Source organism: Pandoraea bronchicola (genome assembly GCF_902459805.1).
Lineage (GTDB): Bacteria > Pseudomonadota > Gammaproteobacteria > Burkholderiales > Burkholderiaceae > Pandoraea > Pandoraea bronchicola.
In genome coordinates this window covers 62,269-84,756 of sequence record NZ_CABPST010000003.1, presented here as the reverse complement: position 1 = coordinate 84,756, position 22,488 = coordinate 62,269, and the positions used below count along the sequence as shown (strand labels likewise).

Here is a 22,488-nt window from a genome sequence, read left to right as displayed (position 1 = left end):
CCACATTCCATCGGTTGATCTTCCGAGCCGGGAATGCGGTGGGCGGAAGCTGCCCCCTAGTCTTCATGACCAGAATATTCCGATAGGTCGTGCATAGGAGGATAGCCAGCTCCTCCCCGTTTATCAGCGCGGCGGGATCCATCTTCGCGAACGCCACTCGAAAGTCCATGTAACCTCCCGTATCACATAGCAGTAGATGGCGTATAGTTGCTGACGACAAACTACGCGTCTAAGGCAAATTTGTGTTTAGGGAGGTCTAGGTGAAGTCGAATCTGACCGAGGCGCGCCGCACGGCTGCTCAAGCGCTTGCAGAAGAAGCCGTCGCTTCGGGACAGCAACGCGGCCTGTCTCGCAGCGAGGTGGAAGAAATGCTCGGTTTGGCAGGAAATCCAATCGGCCAGGTACTCAGCGAGTATCTGCGGGGAGAAACCGCCCCAAGCCTTGCTGGACTTCTGCGGCTGGAGTCTCGAGTGGCTTATCTGTCACAACGCCGGGCCAGAAGGCTACAAGTCATCGAAATTGACCCTGCTTCTTGCAGATTCGTCGAGAGTAGCTGGGACGAGTCTCGAGGCGCAAATGTCTTTTTCGTGTCCCCATCCGCACCACCCCATCATTTCACCGTCTTAGGTGACTTGTCTGCCGGCTTGAAGTCGCGTGATCTATTACGGCGCGCTTGTGAGCCAGAAATGGCTCTCTTTGCAATTTCAGCGGACGGCGAATGGCTTGTCCCCAAATATGACCCGCCCGGTGCGCGACGCCCCTCATCCGGCAGATCTGCCGCCGGAAAAGTGCCGGAAATCGACCGTAGTGGCATGTGACACCGAGACACACCTAGACACAAAAGCGCTTGAATTCCCCTGCGTCTCCGGGTAATCTCCTGTCACCTAGATCGGATGCGTATCGGCTTTTAATCCGTTGGTCGCAGGTTCGAATCCCGCACGGCCTACCAAACGAATTCGAGGGGTTGCGAGTCATCGCAACCCCTTTTTGTTTTCGCAAAACACCATGAAGCCCATCCACTGCTTCTGCTACCAAATGCCCGGCGAGAAGCGCTGGTATAAGACTCGTCACCACATGGACCTAGCGAGAGCGCGGGAGTAGTTTGCGTAGTTCAAGCCGGGGCCATATAAGAGCCGCTCGAGCGCGGCGCCGTCGGGATTGAAGCGCCGGGCCAGTTCAGACCGAACAATCACGGCGGGTATGAGCCGAAGCGTTGACCCGCCTGGCACGGCCGTCGAGTAGTGCTACCATCCTCGAAGCGTTTCAAACACCTTCCGATGAACCGCTATCACGAACCCTTCCGATCACTTACAAAATAAGAATCCGCGCAAATGGATTGGTTACGTATCGCATCACCGCTAGATGTCTTATATTCTCTGGCGTTCGGGGTGAGACGCAAGCTTCAGACTATTTAAGAGAAACGGGAACCCATATGTCTTGCACTGAGGAGTACTTGCTGGTCGACAGCCTATTCGACGAACTCTTTCCGCTGCTGCGGTCGATAACCGGTCCGGGAATCGAGGAAAGCTATAGAATCATTGGGCGTCACATGCCGCTCGAAACGTTCGGCGTTCCGACTGGGCGGCAGGTCTTCGACTGGATCACTCCTCCCGAATGGCATTGCAGGTCCGCGATATTGATTGGACCTGACGGGAAAGTCGTATGCGACATGGCGCAATCCAATCTGCATGTCGTGAACTATTCGGAAGCTGTCGACAAGAAGCTCACACTCGCCGAACTTCAGCCGCATATCCATAGTCTGAAGCATCTTCCAAATGCTATCCCGTACGTCACGAGCTACTACAAGCGCACGTGGGGATTTTGCTTGTCCCAGCAACAGCGGGATGCACTCAAGGACGGCATCTACCACGCGAAGATCGACGCCGATTTCATTGGTGGCCGAGTGCCGCTTGCACACACCACGCTGCCGGGCAAGAGCGATCGCGAAATTGTGATCTCAAGCTACCTTTGTCACCCGTCGCTCGCAAACAATGAACTGAGCGGACCGCTGGCATTACTCGGCCTCTATCGGCGTATTGCAGCGTGGCCTGAGCGTCAGCACACCTTCCGCTTCGTCCTGAATCCCGAAACGATCGGCAGCCTCTGCTACCTGCACACGCACGGCGAGCATCTCAAGGAAAAAATGGACGCAGGGCTGGTGTTGACCTGCCTAGGCGGCCCGGGGCGACTGTCTTATAAGCAGACACGCCGCGAGAATGCCAAGATCGACCGTCTGGCGCAGCATTGGGTGGGGCGTGGCGAGCCAATCGAGGTTCGCGCGTTCACACCGACAGGCGGATCAGACGAGCGTCAGTACTGCTCGCCTGGATTCAACCTGCCAATGGGACAGTTCGCCCGCACGGTCTACGGGGAGTATGACGGCTACCACAACTCGTTAGACACCAAAGAGTCGATGGGTATTGACGCGCTGATAGACAGCATTCACAGCATCGAAGGTTTCGCCCGCGAACTCGACAACGTCGGTGGCTGGATGAATCTCGTGCCCTACGGCGAACCGCAGCTTGGCCGACGTGGCCTCTACCCGAACCTGAACTCAGCCAACACGTGGGGCTCGTCGAGCGATGGCGAATTTGATGGCCGCGTGCTGCTCGAACGCATTCTAAACGTGCTGAGCTATAGTGACGGGCAAAACGATCTGATTGACATCTCGCGTCGCTGCGGCTGCACAGTCCGCGATCTGTTGCCGGTCGCTAACCGCCTTCATAAGGAAGGCATTTTGAGCTTCCAGGGAGGCGCGCAGTGAAAGTTGTATTTCTTACTGGATCACACCCGCGACACGCTCACGTGGCGCGCGCGATCGCAAACGCGGGCGTTCTCGCGGGCCTAGTCATCGAGCAGCGAGAAGCATTTATCCCGGCCCCGCCTGAGGACATCCCCGCTTCGACGCGGCAATTATTCATCGAGCATTTCGAGGGACGTGACGAGGCTGAAGCCAAGTTCTTCGGGGACGCGACGGTACCTGACGTGCCCACACGCCCGGTCAAAATGCAAGAACTCAACACTCAGGCGACCGTCGATTTCATCAACGCTCTGGCACCGGATTTGGTTTTGTCGTACGGCGTACACAAGCTCACGCCGGAAACGCTTGATGCAATCCGCGCACCTCTGAAGTGGAACATTCACGGTGGTCTTTCGCCGTGGTATCGCGGGGTTATCACGCACTTCTGGCCGAGCTTCCTTCTTGAGCCGCAGATGACAGGCATGACCGTCCACGAGTTGACGAAGGACATCGACGGCGGTGACGTGATCCACCAGAGCCTGGCTGAGATGGTGCGAGGCGACGGCGTTCATGACACTGCGTGTCGTGCCGTCACGTCCCTGTGCAACGACATGGAGCAGTTGATGGCGATTGTGGCGGCCGACAATATAAAGGGACCGTTTAAGCAAACCACGACAGGTCGCATTTGGCGATCGGTCGACTGGCGTCCCGCGCACCTCCACACCGTGTATGAGTTGTATGGCAACCGCGTCGTCGATCGATACCTCGATGGCGAACTGCAGCAAAGCCAGCCCAAGATATCACGTCAGTTCTGACAGCAGGCACGGCGGCTGCCAGACCGTTGGCAACTGCCGTGCTCTCGCCTCCACGTCTCGTCATCGGCGTCGCCAGTCCCTCAACGCAATGCGCCGTACCCCCCTTCATACATCAGCCACGCGCGCCGCGCCAGTACACCAGACGCGATCGATGCCTCTTTTAGCACAGCGTCAGCAGTCGCCCTAACCTGACGGACTTTTTCGTACCGCTGGTGTCTAGAGATTCACGGCCCCAGTGGTTGAACTACGTTCGCCGAACCGTCGAAATTCTGCCGGGGTTAGGTATTGCAAACTCGAATGCAGGCGCACTTCGTTGTAGTGTGTTCGCCAGACTTCGATCACGATCTTCGCTTCGATTCGGCTCCGAAACCACTCCATCGCAAAACACTCATCACGGAATTTCCCGTTGAAGCTTTCGTTGGTGCCGTTCTGCCAGAGCTTGCCTGGATCAATCAGCGCCGTCTCGATCTGCTCCTGGAGCGCCCATTTCAAAAGCGCCGTACTGACAAATTCCGGCCAGTAGTACATGCAAAACGTCAGCCATCAGGGCAACAGGCATTCTTCGTTTTTTCCGGTCGCTACCGGAGGAAACCAAGATGGCTGACTTGCTCGATGACACGATGCCCCTGAAAATCTCATCGCAATTGATTTCGCGCGCTATTCGAACGCCGTATTGATTGAATCATAGGACGGCAAGCGGCAACGCTTTCGAATGACGAACAGCGCGGCCGACTTTGATCGGCTATTGAGTTATCTTCACGCGCAACCGGGAAACTGCCGGGTGGCGCTCGAGCCTACTGCCGACCATCATCCCCCCCTTAGCGAATCGACCGTTGCGGGCCGGACATGAAGTCGCCAGTATCAACTCGGAGGCACAGGTGCGTTACCGCGAAGCCGTGCGCAATTCGTGGGACAAGAACGATCCGAAAGATGCGCAGGTCATCCGAGAGATGCTCAGGCCCGGAGCCTATCGACAACACTTGGATTCACAGCTCGCCGGCCACCACGACTTGCTGGAATTGGCCAAAACCTATTACCAGGTGTCGAGGGCTCGCACCAAGGTTCAGCACTCGCGTATCAATCACTGCCTTCCCTTGTACTCCCTGAAATGCACCGCTGCTGGTGCACCACGCGTAACGAATGGTTCGTGGGCTTTCTGTTGGAGTTCGCGACGCCTGCACACGTTCGCCGCACCGGCCTGTCGCGGGGACCAGCGAAATAAGGCTTTGAGCGTTCGCTGTGACACGTTTGTATCAAACCAGGCAAGCAGTCCTACGTCTTCGACGCCGCAGCACCAATCAACTCCGTTGCATCCGGCAGCATGATAAAAGACCTTGCCTCATCCATCGATCGAGCGCCAAAGCAGTCGTCGTAGTCGGCGGGCTTGATGATGATGACCGAACGCTTCTCGCTCCCCGGCTGATGGAGACGTTTCGTCAGCGGGCGATAACAACCGGCTCGCCGCAGGCCATGCCGATTGCCCAGCGTACCGCCTTCCCCATCGCGTTATCCGGCTCGAAGAGAACCTGCGTCGCGATCAGACGTTGCTGCTATTCCCAGGCGCTGCTGAATCCCTGCTTCTCCCCGGCGCGCTACGGCTTCTCGAGCGAAAAGGGTGTTTAGTTGTGCGTGACAACGCCCCAAGCGCGATCGCCGCCGCCTGGATCCACGGTCATGTTTTCTGAGACGTGATGCGGGGTGAGCGTTCTTTTGTTCGTGGAAGATCGGGCTTTTTTCCCTGATCTTCTACGATGTCAGCCCTCTTCCTTTCTCGCCGAAGCGCTTCACCGCGCCTGTCCCTCGTCGCACTGTCGGTCGGTACGTTGTTTTCCCCGGCAGCCTTCGCCGCCGATGCGGTGATCGCGGACGCCCCCATTCTTTTCTCACTGCCTCAGGCCAACTCGACGAATTCCGTGGCCATGAGCGCCGACGGGTCCACCGTGATCGGCACCCTGACAATGGCCAATGGCACGCCAGCCTTTCGATGGACGAGCGCCACGGGTATTGAGCAGCTCGGGGCCTTGGGCGGAAACAACGCTTCGCCTACCGCCGTGAATGCCGATGGCAGCGTCATCGTCGGGAATACCGGCGGTGGCGCCTTTCGCTGGACAAGCGCGACTGGCATGCAGAGCCTCGGCACGCTTGGCGGCAACGCCTCCACAGCGACCTCTGTCAGTGCCGATGGTGCAGTGATCGCGGGCGTTAGCGACTTGAGCGGCTCGATCGATCGACACGCGTTTCGCTGGACGACGACCTCCGGCATGGTGGACCTGGGGACGTTGGGCGGCACCAGCTCCATCGCGAATGCCGTCAACGCCGATGGCAGCGTCGTGGTCGGTTCGGCCACGACGGGCACTGAGACACGCGCCTTCCGATGGACATCGGCCACGGCCATGCAAAATCTCGGCTCGCTCGGCGGCAGTCTTTCCGATGCCCGGGCCGTCAGCGCCGACGGCTCCGCTGTCGCCGGCATCGCGAACACCGCGACCAGCGCCACACGCGCATTCCGTTGGACAAGCGCCACTGGCATGCAGGATCTCGGCACGTTAGGCGGGACTGACGCCTATTTCGGCGCCATGAGTTCCGATGGTTCAACCGTCGTTGGTAGCGCGCTCACGCAGGGTAGCCCCTACATGCATGCGTTTCGCTGGACGAACGCGACAGGGATGGTCGACCTCGGAACGCTGGGCGGGCCGTTGTCCGGCGCGGTGGCGGTCAACGCCAACGGGGCCGTCGTTGCGGGACTGTCGTACAACGATCAAGGCAACATGCGCGTCTTTCGCTGGACGAGTGCAACAGGCATGCAAGATCTGGTAACGCTGCTAACGAACGCCGGCGTGAACATGCGAGGCATCATCCTGAGCTCCGTAACCGGCATATCCGCGAACGGGCAATACATCGCGGGAGATGGCGGCACACCGGCATCAAGCGGCGTTGGCCAGGTCTACCTCGTTCGCTACATCGATGCGACGGTCTCGCCCAAGCCGAACCCAGACCCTGACCCGGCCGGCACGCCGGGAAGCGGGTCACCCCCCACGACACCTTCAACGCCTTCTGCATCCTCCCCGCCGACAAACCCCGTGATTGCCGGTGTCACCACGCCGTCATCGGTTCAGGCCTCTGCCAATCAGGTGGGTAAAGCCCGGCAGGGCGTCATGGGACAAATGCACGGATTTGCCGACCAGATGCTGGGGGAAGGGAAAATCTCCGATTCACCAAGCGGCGTGGCGGCCTTTGGCTCAGTCGGCTCTTTGGCAGCGGGCATCACGGGGCATTTGAATCTGGCGCCGTTCGAACTCATCGCGGGTGTCGGATATGCCTCCGAGCGCTATGCGGATACGGAGATGAAAGGCGCTTTCACAGCGGCGGCCAAACTGCGTTACACGCATATGTTCGACGAGCGCTTCGGATGGTTCGGTGAGCTCGGGGGCTTCTTCTCGCCGGATAGCAACTACCGCTTTTCCCGCAACTATGCCAACGGCGCCGGCACGGCGACGGGGAGCGCCAGCGCGTCCGGGCGGCAAGCCTATGGATTCGGGCGCCTCGGCATGCTCATCAACGTGACGGCCAACGATCAGTTGACGCAATCGATTGAACTCGGGCGTCAGGTCTTGCGCACGTCGTCTTACAGTGAAGTGCTCTCACCGGGCAACCCGTTCGAAGCGAGTATGGGGGCCTCGTCATCCACGATGAACTTGCTGAAAATCAGGCAGAAATGGGTACACGCGTTCACGTCGACCATCGACGCCGCGGTCTGGGGGGCGTGGGCGCATGGCTTTAGCTACCGTGACGGCTCGCAACTGACTGTGAGCGGCGCCGGCAGCCTCACACCGCAGGTGTCGAGCCAACTCAATTGGTTCGAGTACGGTGCCCGGGTGGGCTACAAGATGAGCCGGCGGGCGAAGGTGTCGGCATTCGTCAATGGTGTCGCTGGCGGCGATGTCGGCTCGCGCACGCACGTCGGCGTGAATTTCGAAATGTTTTTCTGAGCCCATTCGAAGCGGGCGGACCTCCGCCCGCGCGCAGCTTGGCGCCGAATCCGACCTGCACGCGATCGCTGCCCTACGGACTACCCGGCACGAAGTACACCGGGCCGCTGCCGGCAATGTCGGCATAGGCAAGTCCAGCGACACGCTGTCCGTTAACGTCGTGCTGCAACTCCACCCGGATATACGGCGAGAGGGTGCCGATTCGCGTGTCCTTTACAAAGCCCGGTTTGTGATTTGTCGACTCGTTTGCGCTTACGTTGACCTGACGGCCGGAGGCCGTCACCGGCACGGCCTGCACAGTGACCGTCACAGCGATCGGAGCCGACGTGCCAGCGGCATTGGTAATGCGCATACGCGAACGTGATGGCACCGCAGCACTGCCGACGCTATTTTTGTGAACGTCGCTTCGGTGATTCCTGATGAAACCCAGAGACCGATACCTCTCAAAATCAGCGGGACCTCGAAGCGATCCCCCTAAAGTTTTCCGCCGACATGCCGAAGAAGCGTTCTGTCTCCCGGTAACGTAAAACGACGCGTCGCATTGCACGCAGCGGGGGACAAGTAACGCTTCAATCCATCGACGTCGGGGAAGAGAACTACATGTTTGTGAAAACCGTTCTGGGGGCGCTGGCCGGTGCTGCGCTGATCAATGCCGCATGGGCAGAAGACGGAGGAGACTGGGTCACCATCGCCGAAACGCAGAAATCCCTCTGGCAGGGCAAGAAAGGCAGCGGCGCGCTGTCCAACGTCGACGGCAAGAAGAACAGCGGCTACAAGTATCTCTATCAAGTCAGGAACAAGTCGAAGAACACCTTCGACTATGCGCAGGCCGTTGTGCTGCTCGATGCGTGCAGGAAGGGCTTCGGGTACGTCTACTACAACGGCATGGAAGGCCAGTTCCTCGGCAAAGACCAATTCGTGCGCTTCGGCCCCACCGTCGCTGACAATCTCGGCAGTACCGCCTGCCAGAGTTGGGACAACGACACAGGCAAAGTCTCACTCGCAGAAAAGGGCGATTCATGGGAGTTTGCCGCACAGGTGGAGAAGTCCGGCAATAAGGTATTCCTGAAACGCGACACGCTTCGCAAGCGCGCCTTCAAGGGCAAGCCGTCCGTGTCGATTCTGTCGCGCTTTGACAATCTTCGCGAGAAGACATACGAGTACAGCGAATTCGTGATTGCCTCGGCGGATTGCGAACGTGGCTACGGAACGCTCTACGAGCTGAATTTCGACGGCGGCATTTCCGACAAGTGGGATATCGCGCTGAACGGCGACTCCGTGGCGTCGGTTGTCGGCGGTGTTGTCTGCAACAAGCGCTGATCGCCCCTGACCGGGGAACCGTCGCGCCCCGCTCTGCCGACATAAAAAAACGGGCGCTTCATTGCGCCCGTTTTTTCTGAATCACGTCTCGCCGGTCAGGCTCGATCAAGCGGCAGGCCGTGTGCTCTTCACCGTCGCCGCCGCATGCCCAGCGGCATCGCCATGCCGACGCCCGGCCATCTCGCGACTGCCCGGATCGCCCGCCGGCAGGCGATGGTTCTCGATGTCCTGCACCATCTGGATCGCCGTAGCATCGATGCCGTCTGTGAGCGGCTTGGGGTCGAGGCCGATGCCGAGCGCCATCACCGCCATCGCACCGAGCAGCGCAAACTCACGACGGCTCACATCCGTGAGCGATGCCACGCGCGCATGACGTACGCGCCCGAAGATCACGCGCTTGACCATCCACAGCGTATACGCCGCACTCAGCACCAGCGTGAGCGACGCCAGGGCGCCGATCCAGAAGTTTGCCTTGATCGCCCCCATCAACACAAGAAACTCGCCCACGAAGCCGGACGTTCCCGGCATGCCGACATTCGCCATCGAGAACAGCATCGCGAACGCGGCGAAGCGCGGCATCGTCGCCGCCACACCGCCATAACTATCGATCGATGCGCTGCCGGTTCGGTCATACAGCATGCCCGTGCACAGCAGCATCGCGCCAGAGACGATGCCGTACGAGATCATCTGCATCACCGCCCCGTCGGTGCCCATCTCCGAGAAGAGAAACAGCCCGAGCGTCACCAGCCCCATGTGCGCCACGGCCGAATAGGCGAGCAGCTTGCGCAGATCCGTTTGCACCAGCGCCACCAGACTCGCGTAAATCACGGCGATCAGCGACAGCACGACCATGAGCGGCGCGAGGAAATGGCTCGCATCCGGCAACAACGGCAGATTGAATCGGAGCAGCCCATAGCCACCGAGCTTGAGCATGCCGAGCATGACGGCAGCCCCCGTCGGGCCATCGAGATGCACCTCGGGCAGCCACGTGTGTACGGGCCACATCGGCACCTTGACCGAGAACGCGCCGAGAAAGCCGATGAACAGCATCACCTGCACGGCAAGCGGCAGATGCAGTGTCTGCCAGCGCGCGATGTCGAAGCTCTGCGTCTGCATGTACAGATAGAGCATCGAGACCAGCATCATCAGCGAGCCGGTGAGCGAAAAGAAGAAGAACTTCACGGCTGCATGCGTGCGATTGGCGCGTCCGTACACGCCGATCAGCAGGTACAGGGGCAGCAGCGTTGCTTCGAAGAACACGAAGAACAGCATGCCGTCCTGCGCGGTAAACACGCCCTGCATCAGCCCCGAGAGCACCAGAAAGCTGCCGAAGTACGAGCTCATGCGCGTCGTCACGGCGCGCCACGACGCCAGCACGACGATGATGGTCGTCACCCCGGTCAACGCCACGAGCCACAGCGATATGCCGTCGATGCCGACGTGCCACGATGCATCGAACGAATCGATCCAGCGGAAACGCTCAACGAACTGAAGGTTCGCAACGCTGGTTCGAAAACCCTGCACGAGCGGCACGATGGGCAATGCCGATATCACGGCGGCGGCAAGCGACGCCCACCGAACGGTATTGGGATAACGATCCTGGCCCAGCAGCATGACGAGCGCGCCAGCAACGATAGGAAGCCAGATGAGAAGGGACAGGATGGGGAACATTGGGGGGGTCCTGATGTGCTGCAACAAAAATTCAGCGCAAACGCACCATTTCAACGTGGCCAGGGACGAACCAACCCAGCACGCATCGCGGGTTGCGATGCGCACAAATCACGGCAAATCAATGCCTACGGGAGGGGACGCCAGGCGCGAGGGCGTCAACGAAGGTCGCAAGCATACGCGCCTCGAAAACATTTTGCATCGCAGCAAATTTTACGAATGATTGCGAGCACTTCGTCCGACCGGACGGTCGGCGATAGCGTCTGCGTTGTCATGCCCACGCGGTCAAGCACGGCCAGATGCGTCGACGCGGATGTGACGAAGTCAATCGACGCTTGCATCGAATTCGTCAATAACGCATTGCAGAATTTGAAGGCATTGCGGGCGTCGCGACTTGCGACACCCGAAAGAGAGACGCGAAGGTGCGCCGCGAAAAAAGGCGCGAGCCCTCGGGAAGACGAGATGACGATAATGACCGCTCAGCCCTTCGGACGACGCAGATCGAACATCGGCCCGATCTCGGCATAGTCACCGAGATAACCCGCACGCATCACCGGATGCGCCTTCGCCGTATCGAAGCGTCCGTCTTCGCGCAAATACTCGCGGCGAATGTGAACCCCCACCACTTGCCCGAGGGCCAGCCAGTTGTTCATCGGCTTGCCGTCGAGATCTTGCAGGCGCACGATCTGCAGCAATTTGCACTCGAGCGACGCAGGAGACTCCGCCACGTGAGGGACATCGACGTTCACGCCAGGTGCCTTCGTCAATCCCGCCAGTTCGAACTCGTCGACGTCATGCGGTACGGGGGCCGATGTCTGGTTCATCTGCTCGACCAGCGAACGACTCGTCAGATTCCAGACGAATTCGCGGGTAGCCTCGACGTTGGCGATGGAGTCCTTGAAGCCCTCGCTGCAAAAACCGATGATCGGCGGGAATGTCGCAAAGGCGCCGAAGAAGCTGTAGGGGGCGAGATTGGTTCGCCCCTCGGCGTCGCGGCTGGAGATCCAGCCGATCACACGCGGCGCGACGATGGCCTTGAACGGATCGTGGGACAGACCATGGCCCTTGGCCGGGTCGTAGAAATGGACGTCGTTGGACATGAGACAGCGAAGACGAGGTTGAGAGGTTGAGAAGTTGAGAAGTTGCAGCTGATGCTAACGCACTCCGTGATCGTGCGTTGCACGGCGAGTGTCGTTTCGATCAGGCTGACGGTCTCCGCCCGAAGCGCTCAATCAGCGCTCGGTGTGCCGGCCACTGCGCCGCAAGCGCCGCCGGGTCGGCCAACTCGAAGTCCTCGAACGCGAAACCGGGGGCGACGGTACATCCGACCAGCGAGTAGCGCGTTGACGGCGCAGGCTGTGCGGCAAACCAGTGCCCTGCGCGAACCACGTGCTGAAGGTGCTCACCGCCAGCGACATCGCTACCCAGCCATGTCGTCGTCAACTTACCGGCCGGGTCGATCTCATGAATCCAGAGCGTGCCGCCGAGATGAAAATGCCAGATCTCGTCGCTGCGAATCCGATGAAACGCGGAAAAATCATCGGCTTCGAGCAAATAGAGAATCGCCGTGGAAATGTTGCGCGGCCCTGAAAAGCCTTCAGGCAGCGCCTCTTCGGCGATCGTGCCAGACGCACGGTATGTCTCGCGATAGTGCCCGCCTTCCGGATGCGGCTCAAGCGCGAGAGCGGTGACGAGATCGGCGGCAGACACCATGACGGACTCCTGAATAGGGAAAGGGGCAATCAAAACGAGCACACTGCACGCTATCGTATTGCGGCCATCATCTGCCACCCAGCGCCCAATGACTCACCAGACGAAACATCGATTCCATCTGTCAAAACACATAGCCCCAACGCTCTCCTCTCGCTCACGCCCTGAGGACGGCATGAATCAAGGCTAGCGGCCCCATCTTGCCGGGGACCGGCGAGAATTGTCGAATTATGCGACGATTGCGTCGTTGCGTCGCGCAAGGCGACGCGTTTTTCATTGCACGCGCCGCTACGGCGCCGTCAGACCATGCCCGCCACACTCAAGATTGACTTTGTCTCCGATGTCGCCTGCCCCTGGTGCGCCATCGGCCTTGCCTCGCTGAAGACAGCCCTCGGCCGTTTGGGCAACGAGGTCGATGCCGACCTGCACTTCAGCCCTTTCGAACTCAATCCCGACATGCCGGCAGAAGGTGTCCCGCTCGCCGATTACATGTCGCACAAGTACGGGCTCTCGCCGGAACAATTGGCACAGAATCAGGCGAACATCAGCGCGCGCGCAGCGGCAGAAGGGTTCCCGATGCGCATGGATCTGCGCACGCACGCCTACAACACGTTCGATGCGCATCGTCTGCTGCATTGGGCGCAGACGGTCGGTCACGACAAGCAGTTGGCACTCAAGGAAGCGCTGTTCCGCGCCTACTTCGCCGACGGCAAGCGCACCAGCGATCCGGAAGTTCTGGTCGACGCCGTGCAGCAAGCCGGCCTCGATCCGGTGCGCGCCCGCGAGATCCTCGCGACCGACGAATACACCGAGCAAGTTCGCGCGCTCGAGCGTCATTACCAGAACCTCGGCATCCGTTCGGTGCCCGCCATCATCTTCAATAACCGCCATCTCATCAGCGGCGGCCAACCGCCGGAAGTCTTCGAGCAGGCCATCCGCCAGATTCTCGCCGAGGGCTGATCCGTCATGTCGTCGCTGCCCCCGACTGCCGATACTCCGGCGGCTGGCGCCCCTGCCGGAGCGCAATCGCACGAACCGCCCGCCACAGGACGCGGCCTCGCCATGACGGCGATCCTGCTCGCCGTCTCGCTCGCCAGTCTCGACACCGCTATCGCCAACACTGCCCTGCCGCAGATGGCGCTCGATCTGAACACGACGCCGTCGGCGTCGGTCTGGATCGTGAACGCTTACCAACTGGCGATGGTCGCGACGCTGCTTCCCTTTGCTTCGCTGGGCGAGCGCGTCGGTCACAAACGCGTGTTCATGTGGGGGGTGGCGGTGTTCCTCGTGGCGTCGCTGCTGTGCGCGCTGTCGCCCACGCTCGGATTTCTCGCCGGCGCTCGCGTGTTGCAAGGCGTGGGGGCCGCGGCGGTGATGAGCGTGAACATCGCGCTCATTCGCTTCCTGTACCCGGCGAATCAGCTTGGACGCGGCGTCGGGCTGAACGCACTCATCGTCGGCATTTCCTTCGCCATCGGGCCGACGATCGCGTCTCTCGTGCTTGCGTTCGCCAGTTGGCCGTGGCTGTTCCTGATCAACGTGCCGACAGCGCTGCTGGCGCTGGCGTTCTCGCGCCGCAACCTGCCGGACACACCGCGCAGTGAGCATAAGCCGGACATGATCGCCGCGTTGCTCAACGTGTTGACATTTTCACTGCTGATCTTCGCGTTGAGTCAAAGCGCGCAACAGGCGGACTGGCATCTGACGCTGGGCTGCTTCGTCGGGGCGCTGGTGTCCGGCTGGGCGCTGATTCGCCGCGAACGCGGCCATCGTGCGCCGATGCTGCCGGTCGATCTGCTGCGCTTGCCTGCCTTCGCGCTCTCGACGATCACGGCGATCTGCGCGTTTGCGACGCAGGGACTGGGGCTTGTGTCGTTGCCGTTCTATTTCGAGAACGTGCTGCATCGCAGCCCTATCGAGACAGGCTTTCTGATGACGCCGTGGCCGTTCTTCGTGGCTGCGATTGCACCGGTGGCGGGACGCCTGTCGGACCGTTACCCGCCCGGTGCGCTGGGTGCGATTGGTCTGGCGATGCTGAGCGCGGGCATGGCGTTGCTCGCGATCATGCCCGAGCATGCCGCGTTATGGGACATCGGCTGGCGCATGGCGCTGTGCGGTTTGGGCTTCGGCTTCTTCCAGTCGCCGAATCTGAAAGCCTTCATGCACAGCGCGCCGCCCGAACGCAGCGGTGGTGCAAGCGGCATGGTGGGCACATCACGACTGTTGGGACAGGCGACGGGCGCGGCACTCGTCGCCCTCGCCCTCGGTCTTGCGGGCACACACGGTTCGACGTGGGCGCTGGCCTGGGGTGCCGTATTCTCGGCAGCCGGTTGCCTTGCCAGCGGCTTACGGTTGGTGTCACGCCGCACCTGAAAACCCGCCAAGGTTCGTTGTACAAAAAAGCCCCGCCTTGCCCGGGGCTTTTTTTTGGGGTGCCCTTGCATCCACCACTTGCATATTGGCAATGTTTGGGTACACTTGGCACTGTACAAAAACACAGTATTTTTACCCCCCCCTATTAAGGAGTCCGAAAATGAACCCATCAGCCAAAGGGCGCTTTGACATTCAACTCGAGCCACAGCCACTGAGCCCTGTTGCCGACGGCACCGGACTCGGCCGTCTATCGCTGAACAAAACGTTTCATGGTGATCTTGAGGCGAGCAGCCAAGGGGAAATGCTGTCGTTCCGCAGCAGCACCCAGGGTTCTGCGGGCTATGTGGCGATGGAAACGGTGCGCGGGACGCTGCATGGCCGCAACGGCACTTTCGTGCTTCAGCACAGCTCGACCATGACGCGCGGGGTGCCCGCGCAGTCCATCATCGTGGTGCCCGATTCCGGTACCGACGCGCTGTCGGGAATCACCGGGAGTTTGGTCATCACCATCGCCGACGGCCAGCATTCCTACGTGTTCGACTACGCGCTGCCCGAGGGGCATGGCGGCGCACACCACTGAACGACCCATCGGGAGACTGTGATGAGCACGCGAGGCATTGACCGCCAGATCGACAATATCGAGTTCAACGTGAGCGATATCGCTCGCAGCAAGGCCTTCTACGGCAGTGTGTTTGGCTGGACGTTCACCGACTACGGCCCGACCTACACCGAATTCAGCGATGGCCGGCTCACCGGCGGTTTCACCACTGGCGAAGCCAGGCCGGGGGGACCGTTGATCATTCTGTATGCCGACGACCTCGCGGCAACCCAACGCCGCATCGAAGCCGCAGGCGCCGCCATCACGCTCCCGGTGTTCTCATTTCCGGGCGGCCGCCGCTTTCACTTCACCGACCCGGATGGCTACGAACTCGCCGTCTGGTCAGCGGCGGAGTGAGATGCTCGCGCTGGCGGCACATGCGACGCACGCTGCCATTGGCTCTCATGCGCAGACACGACAATACCCCAACCCCTCGGCCTATGCCTGAACTAAGAGTCTCGCGAGAAACTTAACCTATTCACCATTCACGCTAGCGCAAAACAAGCGCGAGCGTCTGCACAATAGGTTGAGACATGAACGCAGATTTGCAGAAAACTTTAGGCAAGGTTCCTGAAGTCACGCTTATGTTCTGGGTGGTCAAGATTGCGGCGACGACCCTGGGCGAAACGGGCGGCGATGCAGTTTCCATGTCGATGAATCTTGGATACCTCGTCGCCACGGCGATCTTTGCGCTGGTCTTCGCCGTCGCCGTCACGGCACAGATTCGCGCGAAATCGTTTCATCCAGCGTTGTACTGGGGGACGATCATTGCCACGACGACCGTTGGTACGACACTGGCCGACTTTGCCGACCGTTCGCTGGGCATCGGGTACGCTGGTGGAACGTCGATCCTGCTGGCATTGCTGCTCGGTTCGCTGTGGGTCTGGCACCGCGCGATGGGCTCGGTGGCTGTCGATACGGTCAACTCGCCAAAGGCGGAGGCGTTTTATTGGGTCACGATCATGTTCTCCCAGACGCTGGGGACGGCGTTGGGGGATTGGACGGCCGATACGGCCGGGCTCGGCTACACCGGTGCAGCGGTCGTCTTCGGTGGGCTTCTGCTGGTTCTCGTGGGCGCGTATTTCTGGACGAGAACGTCACGCGTTTTTCTGTTCTGGGCCGCATTCATCCTCACCCGTCCGCTAGGCGCGGTCGTCGGCGATTTTCTGGATAAGCCCATCAGCGCCGGCGGGCTGGCGTTAAGCCGATACTCAGCCTCGCTGGCCTTACTAGCGTTTATTCTGACGAGCTTGCTGCTGGTACGGCAACGCGCCTCGGCGAAGGCGCATTAGCCTCGTACGGAGATGCCATGACGGCGATCAATGCGCGCCGGCCAGCCTTTCATATCCCCTACTCCACCGTCACCGATTTCGCCAGGTTTCTCGGCTTGTCCACATCGGTCCCTCTCGCAACGGCAGCGTGATAGGCCAGCAGTTGCATCGGGATCGTGTGGAGAATGGGGGACAGCAGTCCGTAGTGTTCATTCAGCCGGATGACGTCGATATCTGCGCCGGGCGACAGGCCGCAATCGCTGTCGGCGAAAACATAGAGCTTGCCGTTTCGCGCACTGACCTCGTGCATGTTCGATTTCAGCTTCTCCAGCAGACGGTCGTTCGGCGCCACCGCCACCACAGGCATTTCATCGCTCACCAAAGCAAGCGGCCCATGCTTGAGTTCACCCGCCGGATACGCTTCCGCGTGGATGTACGAAATCTCCTTCATCTTCAGCGCCCCTTCCATAGCAACCGGATAGTGCAGCCCCCGGCCCAGAAAGAGGATGTCCTGCCGCCGCGTCAATTGCTCGGCCCAGGCGATGATCTGTGGCTCAAGCGCCAGCACCTTCGCGATGGCGTCCGGCAGATGGCGCAGTGCGCGCAAATGCTGTTGCTCGTCGTCATCCGACAGATGCTCGCGGCTTTGCGCCAGCGTCAGCGCCAGAAGAAACAAGGCGACGAGCTGCGTCGTGAACGCCTTCGTCGACGCCACCCCAATCTCCACCCCGGCCCGCGTGAAGAACGTCAATGCACACTCCCGCGCCAACGCACTCGTCGCTACGTTGCAGATGGCCAGTGTGTGACACATCCCTCGCTGCTTCGCCACGTGCACGGCACCAAGCACGTCGGCTGTCTCGCCACTTTGCGAGACGGCGACGACCAATGTCTTCGGATTGGCCACACTGTCGCGATAGCGATACTCGCTTGCGATTTCCACACTCACCGGCAGTCGCGCAAGACTCTCGATCCAGTACTTCGCCGTCAACGCTGCGTGATAACTGCCGCCGCAAGCGAGCAACAGCACCGAGTCCACCGCATTGAACACCCGCCACGCGTTGTCGCCGAATAGCTCCGGCATGATCGACGTCACATCCTGCAACGTGTCCGCCACCGCGCGCGGCTGCTCAAAGATCTCCTTCTGCATGTAGTAGCGGTACGGTCCGAGATCGGCCGCCCCGCTGTGGGCGGCGACCCGATTGACTGCGCGTTCGACCCGCTGCCCCCGTGCATCCACGACCCAGTAGCGGTGGAGCTGAACGTCCGCCACGTCGCCGTTCTCCAGATACACGATCTGGTCAGTGACGTTCGCGAGCGCAATCGCGTCCGACGCAATGAAGTTTTCCCCCTCCCCCACACCGACGATCAACGGCATGCCGTCGCGCGCCCCGACCAGGCGATGCGGCTCGTCGCGGCAAATCACCGCAATGGCATAGCTACCGCGCAATTGCGCCACTGCCGCCGTCACCGCTTCGAACAAATCCCCATCGTAGAGGTGGTCGATCAGATGCGCGATGACTTCGCTGTCCGTCTGGCTCGAAAAGTCATAGCCATGCGCCTCCAACGTTGCGCGCAACGCCTCGTGATTCTCGATGATGCCGTTATGCGACAGCGCGATGCGCGGCGCCTCAGCACTCGGCGAGAAGTGCGGATGGGCGTTATCGGTGATCGGTTTGCCGTGCGTCGCCCAGCGCGTGTGAGCGATGCCGGTGTAACCCGTCAGCGCCATTCGGCCGATTTCTTCTTGAAGATTCGCCACGCGCTCGACGCTGCGCGCCCGGACCAACCCACGATCGCGATAAAGCGCAACCCCGCACGAGTCGTACCCCCGATACTCCAAACGCTTCAGACCGTCGACAAGATTGGGGACGATATTCCGTTGCGCGACCGCGCCGATGATTCCACACATAACACCTCTCCGAAATGATTCGATGCCAGCCAGTGAAGCGATGGTAGAGTCGATGAATTGAAATTAATGATCGATATTTCTTGATATGTGAAATATAAATTCACAATAATCTTGATGTGAAATTTAATTTCAAATCAACCCATAGGAGATCTCATGGCGGGTATCACGCTGGACGATCTGGACTTGCGTATCTTGAACGTGCTGCAAGCCGATTCCTCCCTCTCGAATCTTGAATTATCGCGACGCGTCCACGCGTCTGCCCCGACCTGCCTGCGCCGGGTGCGGGCACTGCGCGAAGCGGGCGTAATCGCGCGCCAGATCGCCATCATCGATCCGTCGACGCTTGGGCCGACATTGCGCGCCGTCGTCGAAGTGAGTCTCGACCGGCAAACCGCGGAGGACTACGACGCCTTCGAGTCATACATTTGCGCAGAGCCTGCCGTGACCCAGTGCTACCGTGTGTCGCCGGGGCCTGACTTCGTGATCATTGCCGAAGTCCGCGACATGGCGGAATACGACGAACTCGCGCGACGGCTGTTCAAAAGCTCGGCGAATATTCGCAACGTGCGCACGTTCTTCTCAACGCGATGCGCAAAATTCGAGGCCAACGCGCGCATTCGTCCGAACGTTTCCCGCTGACTGAAAATGTTCATTTGAACATTCAGCATCGTCATTTGAATGTCACGCTCGGCTGTCAAAGTGACGCCCATTCCAGAACGAATGTGCGCGACACGACCGCCAGATGGACCTTTCCGAACGCCAGACTCGCATCGTTGCCCTGTTTCGCCAGCATGGTGAAATGAGTGTCGATGCGCTTGCCGATCACTTCGGCGTGGCCACGCAGACGATTCGCCGCGACGTCAATACGCTGTGCGACGCCAACGTTTTGCGTCGCTATCACGGTGGCGCGCGTCTGCTCACGCCGGGTCCGAACCAGCCGTACGAAGTGCGTCGCGTGCGCAACCTCGAAGGCAAACTGCGCATCGGTCACGCGGCGGCCGAGCGTATCCCCGATGGCGCCACCGTGCTGCTTGGCATTGGCACAACGCCCGAACAAGTTGCCGTTGCCCTCGTGCATCGCAAGCGCCTTTGCGTCATCACCAACAACTTGCGTGCTGCGCTCGCACTGGCAAGCAATCCCGAGCACCGCGTGATTGTCCCCGGCGGCGAACTGCGTTCGCCCAACCCGGAGATTCTTGGGGACGAAGCCGACCGGCTGTTCCGCGCCTATCGCGCCGATGTCGGCGTGTACAGCGTTGGCGGTATCGATGACGACGGCACGCTGCTCGATTACGACCGTCAGGAAGCCGCTTCGCGTGAAGCCCTGCGCGACGCCAGCCGCTATCGCATTCTCGTGGCCGACACCTACAAGTTCTCCCGCAAGCCCAGCGTGCGAGGCGGTCAGATCGACGAACAGGATCTCGTCGTCACCGACGGCGCGCTGCCCGAGCCGTTGCGCGAGCACTTGCGGGCGTCGCCGTCATCATTTGCCTCGCCCGAAATTCTCACCGTCTGACCCGATACCGAACGCATCCCCTTCGCCCCCGAGACCGCCCGTCATGTCATCCGCTTTGCTTCGCTCCCACCGCTTCCTCGCCGTGTCGGCCACGCCCGCGTGGACACGCCTTGCCGCCGCAAGCATCGCCGCCCTCGCCTGCGCATCCGGTGCGCTGACGCCGGTCGCCGCCAGCGCCGCCCCGCTGATCGTCGCGCATCGAGGCGGCACCGGCGACACCCCCGAGAACACGGTGCAGGCCTTCACCAACGCGTTGCAGAACGGCGCGCAGGCGCTGTGGATGACCGTGCAGGTCACGCGCGACGGCGTTCCGGTGATGTACCGTCCGGCCGATCTTTCCGCGCTGACTGACGGACGCGGCAAGCTCTCCGACGTCGATTACACCGACGTGCACAAGCTCAATGCGGGCTATGCGTTTTCCCGCAAGGGCGCCGACGGTCAGACCGCCTATCCGTACCGCGACCATCCGTTGCCCATTCCCACCTTGCGCGAAGCCCTCGCCGCCGTGCCCGCCAACGTGCCCGTGCTGCTCGACATGAAGCAAACGCCCGCCGCGCCGTTGGTCGAAGCCGTCATCAAGGTGCTCGACGAGACCAACGCCTGGTCGCGCGTGCGCCTCTATTCGACCGAAGCCGAAGCGACCGACCGCATGCGCGCTCGCCGTCCTCAGGCACAACTGTTCGAATCGCGCGACGCCACCCGCAACCGCCTCGTTGCCGCCGCCCTCGCAGGCCAATGCGCCACGCCGCCCGCGCCCGGCACGTGGGCCGGCATCGAATTCCATCGACAGGTCGAAGTGGTGGAGCGCTTTACGCTCGGTGAAGGTATCTCGAAAGTCGTCGCGAACTGGTGGACACCCGCCGCCGTGCAGTGCTTCAAATCACGCGGCGACGTGCATCTCGTCGCCTTCGGTATCGAAACGCCGCAGGACTTCGAAGCGGCGTCGCAGCTTGGTTTCGATGCCGTGATGACCGACTCCCCCGCCCGCTTGCGCGCGGCGCTGGCCCATCAGGGACAGGGGGTAGCGAAGTAATCCGTCTTTCCACGAGGCCCTCTGCGGCCGCGCGCTGAACGAACCTCGCGCGGCATGATTTTCCGCTGAAGTCAGGTGATGTCTTCTCGGAGCGTCCATCGCTTATTTTTTAGGATTCCTAATTCAAATCGCCATGCGACAACACGGATCGTCACGCCGGGAAATGCATCGCACCTCACCACTACGCACAGGAAACACACCATGAAGTCTCTTGCTCGCTCTCCTCTCGCCCGTGCAGCCGCACTGGTTATCGGCTGCGGCGCCGCCACGCTTGCGCACGCCCAGTCCAACATCACACTGTACGGCATCGTCGATGGCGGCATCGGCTATGCCAGCAATGTCGCCTCCGTCACGCGTGCAGGTGCTGCCGGCCGCCCGGCGCTCATGAGCGGCGCATCGAACTACGCGTTCCAGAGTGGCACTTGGCAAGGCAGCCGCTGGGGCATGCAGGGAACGGAAGACCTCGGCAATGGCCTCAAGGCGCTGTTCCGCCTTGAGAATGGCTTCAACATTGGCAACGGCACCGCGAGTCAGGGCGGCGCGGAGTTTGGCCGTCACGCGTACGTCGGCCTGCAAGACAAGGCTTACGGCACCGTTACGCTGGGCCGCCAGTACGACCCGCTGATCGATCTGGTCGGCTCGGTCGGCGGCACGGCGCTGCTCTCGGGCGTTGCAGCACACCCGGGCGACGTCGATAACCTCGATCACAGCTCGCGCGTGAACAACAGCGTGAAATACCGCTCGCCGACATGGGGCGGTTTCACGTTCGGCGCCATGTACGGCTTCGGTGGCCAGCCGGGCACCATGGGACGCCAGAACACATGGGGCCTCGCCGGGCAGTACGCGAACGGCCCGATCACCTGGGGCGTCGGCTACTCGCATGCCAACAACGACAAGGCGAGCGCTACGGACACGACGATCGGAAGCTGGGCGGGTTCGTCCGAATCGGCATTCGCGTCGTCGATCAACGCCGGTTATGCGAGCGCCAAGGCACGCGACATCATTGCCACCTCGATGACCTATCAGATTGGCGACACCACGCTGGGTGCGAACTACAGCCACACCGAGTACTCGGCAGGCAGCTACTCGCGCTTTACCCGCACGGCCAAGTTCGACTCGGTCGGCGTGCTGGCGATGTATCGCTTCACCAATGCGTTCCGGTTGGGCGGCGGCTATAGCTTCACCAACGTGAATGCGCCGGCAGCGAACGCGTCGGGTGCGAAGTACCACCAGTTCAATCTCGCGGCGTTCTATAACCTTTCCAAGCGCACGGAGCTGTACGCACTGGCCGGCTATCAGAAGGCCTCCGGCAGCACGCTCGACGCTTTCGGCAACGTGATCGACGCGACGGCCTCGGTAGGCGATGCCGCGAATGGCATGTCGTCGGCAACCAATTCGCAGACCGTCGTGCGCCTGGGGGTCAGCCACGTTTTCTAAGTCTGACAAGCTAACCGGCCGATGACGTTGCGCGTTGACGCACGTGCCGGCCGGTCTTGTGACACATGACTTGCGCCCGGCTTCGCCGGGCGTTTTTCGATGCCCCCGC

General features: G+C 61.0%; 19 protein-coding genes and 1 pseudogene. 14 read left to right on the top strand and 6 right to left on the bottom strand.

Going from position 1 to position 22,488, the window contains the following annotated elements:
• Window positions 1-260: 260 nt before the first annotated feature.
• The 3 genes from PBR20603_RS07965 to PBR20603_RS07955 all read left to right on the top strand — a co-directional run bounded on the left by PBR20603_RS07965 (window position 261) and on the right by PBR20603_RS07955 (window position 3,555).
• On the top strand, window positions 261-818 hold the full coding sequence (locus tag PBR20603_RS07965; RefSeq protein ID WP_150559021.1) for a hypothetical protein: 558 nt from the start codon (window positions 261-263) through the stop codon (window positions 816-818).
• A 635-nt stretch (window positions 819-1,453) separates the two neighbouring features.
• Window positions 1,454-2,764 carry a DUF4910 domain-containing protein gene (locus PBR20603_RS07960; RefSeq protein WP_174977838.1) on the top strand — a complete coding sequence of 437 codons (1,311 nt, stop codon included), beginning with the start codon at window positions 1,454-1,456 and terminating at the stop codon, window positions 2,762-2,764.
• Window positions 2,761-3,555 carry a formyl transferase gene (locus PBR20603_RS07955; RefSeq protein WP_150559019.1) on the top strand — a complete coding sequence of 265 codons (795 nt, stop codon included), beginning with the start codon at window positions 2,761-2,763 and terminating at the stop codon, window positions 3,553-3,555. Before PBR20603_RS07960 ends, PBR20603_RS07955 begins: the two co-directional genes overlap by 4 nt.
• Before the next feature lie 216 nt (window positions 3,556-3,771).
• Here PBR20603_RS07955 and PBR20603_RS07950 read toward each other — a convergent pair.
• Window positions 3,772-4,071, bottom strand: a pseudogene (locus PBR20603_RS07950) (integrase core domain-containing protein); the annotation flags it as partial.
• Between the two features lie 1,235 nt (window positions 4,072-5,306).
• Here PBR20603_RS07950 and PBR20603_RS07940 point away from each other — a divergent pair.
• Entirely contained in the window at window positions 5,307-7,544 is a 2,238-nt protein-coding gene (locus PBR20603_RS07940) for a hypothetical protein (RefSeq protein ID WP_150559017.1), read from the top strand.
• Window positions 7,545-7,617: 73 nt separating this feature from the next.
• Here the strand turns inward: PBR20603_RS07940 and PBR20603_RS07935 are convergent, their stop codons facing one another.
• Window positions 7,618-7,896 carry a hypothetical protein gene (locus PBR20603_RS07935; RefSeq protein ID WP_150559016.1) on the bottom strand — a complete coding sequence of 93 codons (279 nt, stop codon included), beginning with the start codon at window positions 7,894-7,896 and terminating at the stop codon, window positions 7,618-7,620.
• Between the two features lie 248 nt (window positions 7,897-8,144).
• On the opposite strand from PBR20603_RS07935, the gene PBR20603_RS07930 reads away from it, so the two are divergent.
• Complete coding sequence (locus PBR20603_RS07930; protein WP_150559015.1) at window positions 8,145-8,864, top strand: hypothetical protein; 720 nt, start codon at window positions 8,145-8,147, stop codon at window positions 8,862-8,864.
• Between the two features lie 105 nt (window positions 8,865-8,969).
• Here PBR20603_RS07930 and PBR20603_RS07925 read toward each other — a convergent pair whose 3' ends face one another.
• From PBR20603_RS07925 to PBR20603_RS07915, 3 genes are all read right to left on the bottom strand, one after another.
• Window positions 8,970-10,535, bottom strand: coding sequence for a complex I subunit 4 family protein (locus PBR20603_RS07925; RefSeq protein WP_150559014.1), 1,566 nt, complete (start codon window positions 10,533-10,535; stop codon window positions 8,970-8,972).
• A gap of 476 nt (window positions 10,536-11,011) precedes the next feature.
• Window positions 11,012-11,632 carry a flavin reductase family protein gene (locus PBR20603_RS07920; protein WP_150559013.1) on the bottom strand — a complete coding sequence of 207 codons (621 nt, stop codon included), beginning with the start codon at window positions 11,630-11,632 and terminating at the stop codon, window positions 11,012-11,014.
• A gap of 100 nt (window positions 11,633-11,732) precedes the next feature.
• A complete protein-coding gene (locus PBR20603_RS07915) occupies window positions 11,733-12,245 on the bottom strand; it encodes a cupin domain-containing protein (RefSeq protein ID WP_150559012.1) in 513 nt (170 codons plus the stop codon).
• A 303-nt stretch (window positions 12,246-12,548) separates the two neighbouring features.
• Between PBR20603_RS07915 and PBR20603_RS07910 the strand changes: the two genes are divergently transcribed.
• The 5 genes from PBR20603_RS07910 (at window position 12,549) to PBR20603_RS07890 (ending at window position 16,505) form a co-directional block, all read left to right on the top strand.
• On the top strand, window positions 12,549-13,202 hold the full coding sequence (locus PBR20603_RS07910; protein WP_150559011.1) for a DsbA family oxidoreductase: 654 nt from the start codon (window positions 12,549-12,551) through the stop codon (window positions 13,200-13,202).
• Between the two features lie 6 nt (window positions 13,203-13,208).
• Window positions 13,209-14,615 (top strand): MFS transporter, encoded by a 1,407-nt coding sequence (locus tag PBR20603_RS07905; RefSeq protein ID WP_150559010.1) that lies wholly within the window; start codon window positions 13,209-13,211, stop codon window positions 14,613-14,615.
• A gap of 160 nt (window positions 14,616-14,775) precedes the next feature.
• A complete protein-coding gene (locus tag PBR20603_RS07900; protein ID WP_150559009.1) occupies window positions 14,776-15,195 on the top strand; it encodes a DUF3224 domain-containing protein in 420 nt (139 codons plus the stop codon).
• A gap of 21 nt (window positions 15,196-15,216) precedes the next feature.
• Window positions 15,217-15,570 carry a VOC family protein gene (locus PBR20603_RS07895; protein ID WP_150559008.1) on the top strand — a complete coding sequence of 118 codons (354 nt, stop codon included), beginning with the start codon at window positions 15,217-15,219 and terminating at the stop codon, window positions 15,568-15,570.
• Between the two features lie 176 nt (window positions 15,571-15,746).
• Window positions 15,747-16,505 carry a COG4705 family protein gene (locus tag PBR20603_RS07890; RefSeq protein WP_150559007.1) on the top strand — a complete coding sequence of 253 codons (759 nt, stop codon included), beginning with the start codon at window positions 15,747-15,749 and terminating at the stop codon, window positions 16,503-16,505.
• 58 nt (window positions 16,506-16,563) lie between these two features.
• On the opposite strand, the gene glmS is transcribed toward PBR20603_RS07890, so the two are convergent.
• Complete coding sequence (gene glmS / locus PBR20603_RS07885) at window positions 16,564-18,393, bottom strand: glutamine--fructose-6-phosphate transaminase (isomerizing) (RefSeq protein ID WP_150559006.1); 1,830 nt, start codon at window positions 18,391-18,393, stop codon at window positions 16,564-16,566.
• Between the two features lie 153 nt (window positions 18,394-18,546).
• Between glmS and PBR20603_RS07880 the strand changes: the two genes are divergently transcribed.
• From PBR20603_RS07880 to PBR20603_RS07865, 4 genes are all read left to right on the top strand, one after another.
• Complete coding sequence (locus PBR20603_RS07880; protein ID WP_150559005.1) at window positions 18,547-19,032, top strand: Lrp/AsnC family transcriptional regulator; 486 nt, start codon at window positions 18,547-18,549, stop codon at window positions 19,030-19,032.
• Between the two features lie 103 nt (window positions 19,033-19,135).
• Window positions 19,136-19,909, top strand: a complete 774-nt coding sequence (locus PBR20603_RS07875) for a DeoR/GlpR family DNA-binding transcription regulator (RefSeq protein WP_150559004.1) — start codon at window positions 19,136-19,138, stop codon at window positions 19,907-19,909.
• Between the two features lie 43 nt (window positions 19,910-19,952).
• Complete coding sequence (locus PBR20603_RS07870; RefSeq protein WP_150559003.1) at window positions 19,953-20,942, top strand: glycerophosphodiester phosphodiesterase family protein; 990 nt, start codon at window positions 19,953-19,955, stop codon at window positions 20,940-20,942.
• Between the two features lie 201 nt (window positions 20,943-21,143).
• Window positions 21,144-22,379, top strand: a complete 1,236-nt coding sequence (locus PBR20603_RS07865; RefSeq protein ID WP_150559002.1) for a porin — start codon at window positions 21,144-21,146, stop codon at window positions 22,377-22,379.
• The last annotated feature ends 109 nt before the right edge of the window (window positions 22,380-22,488 follow it).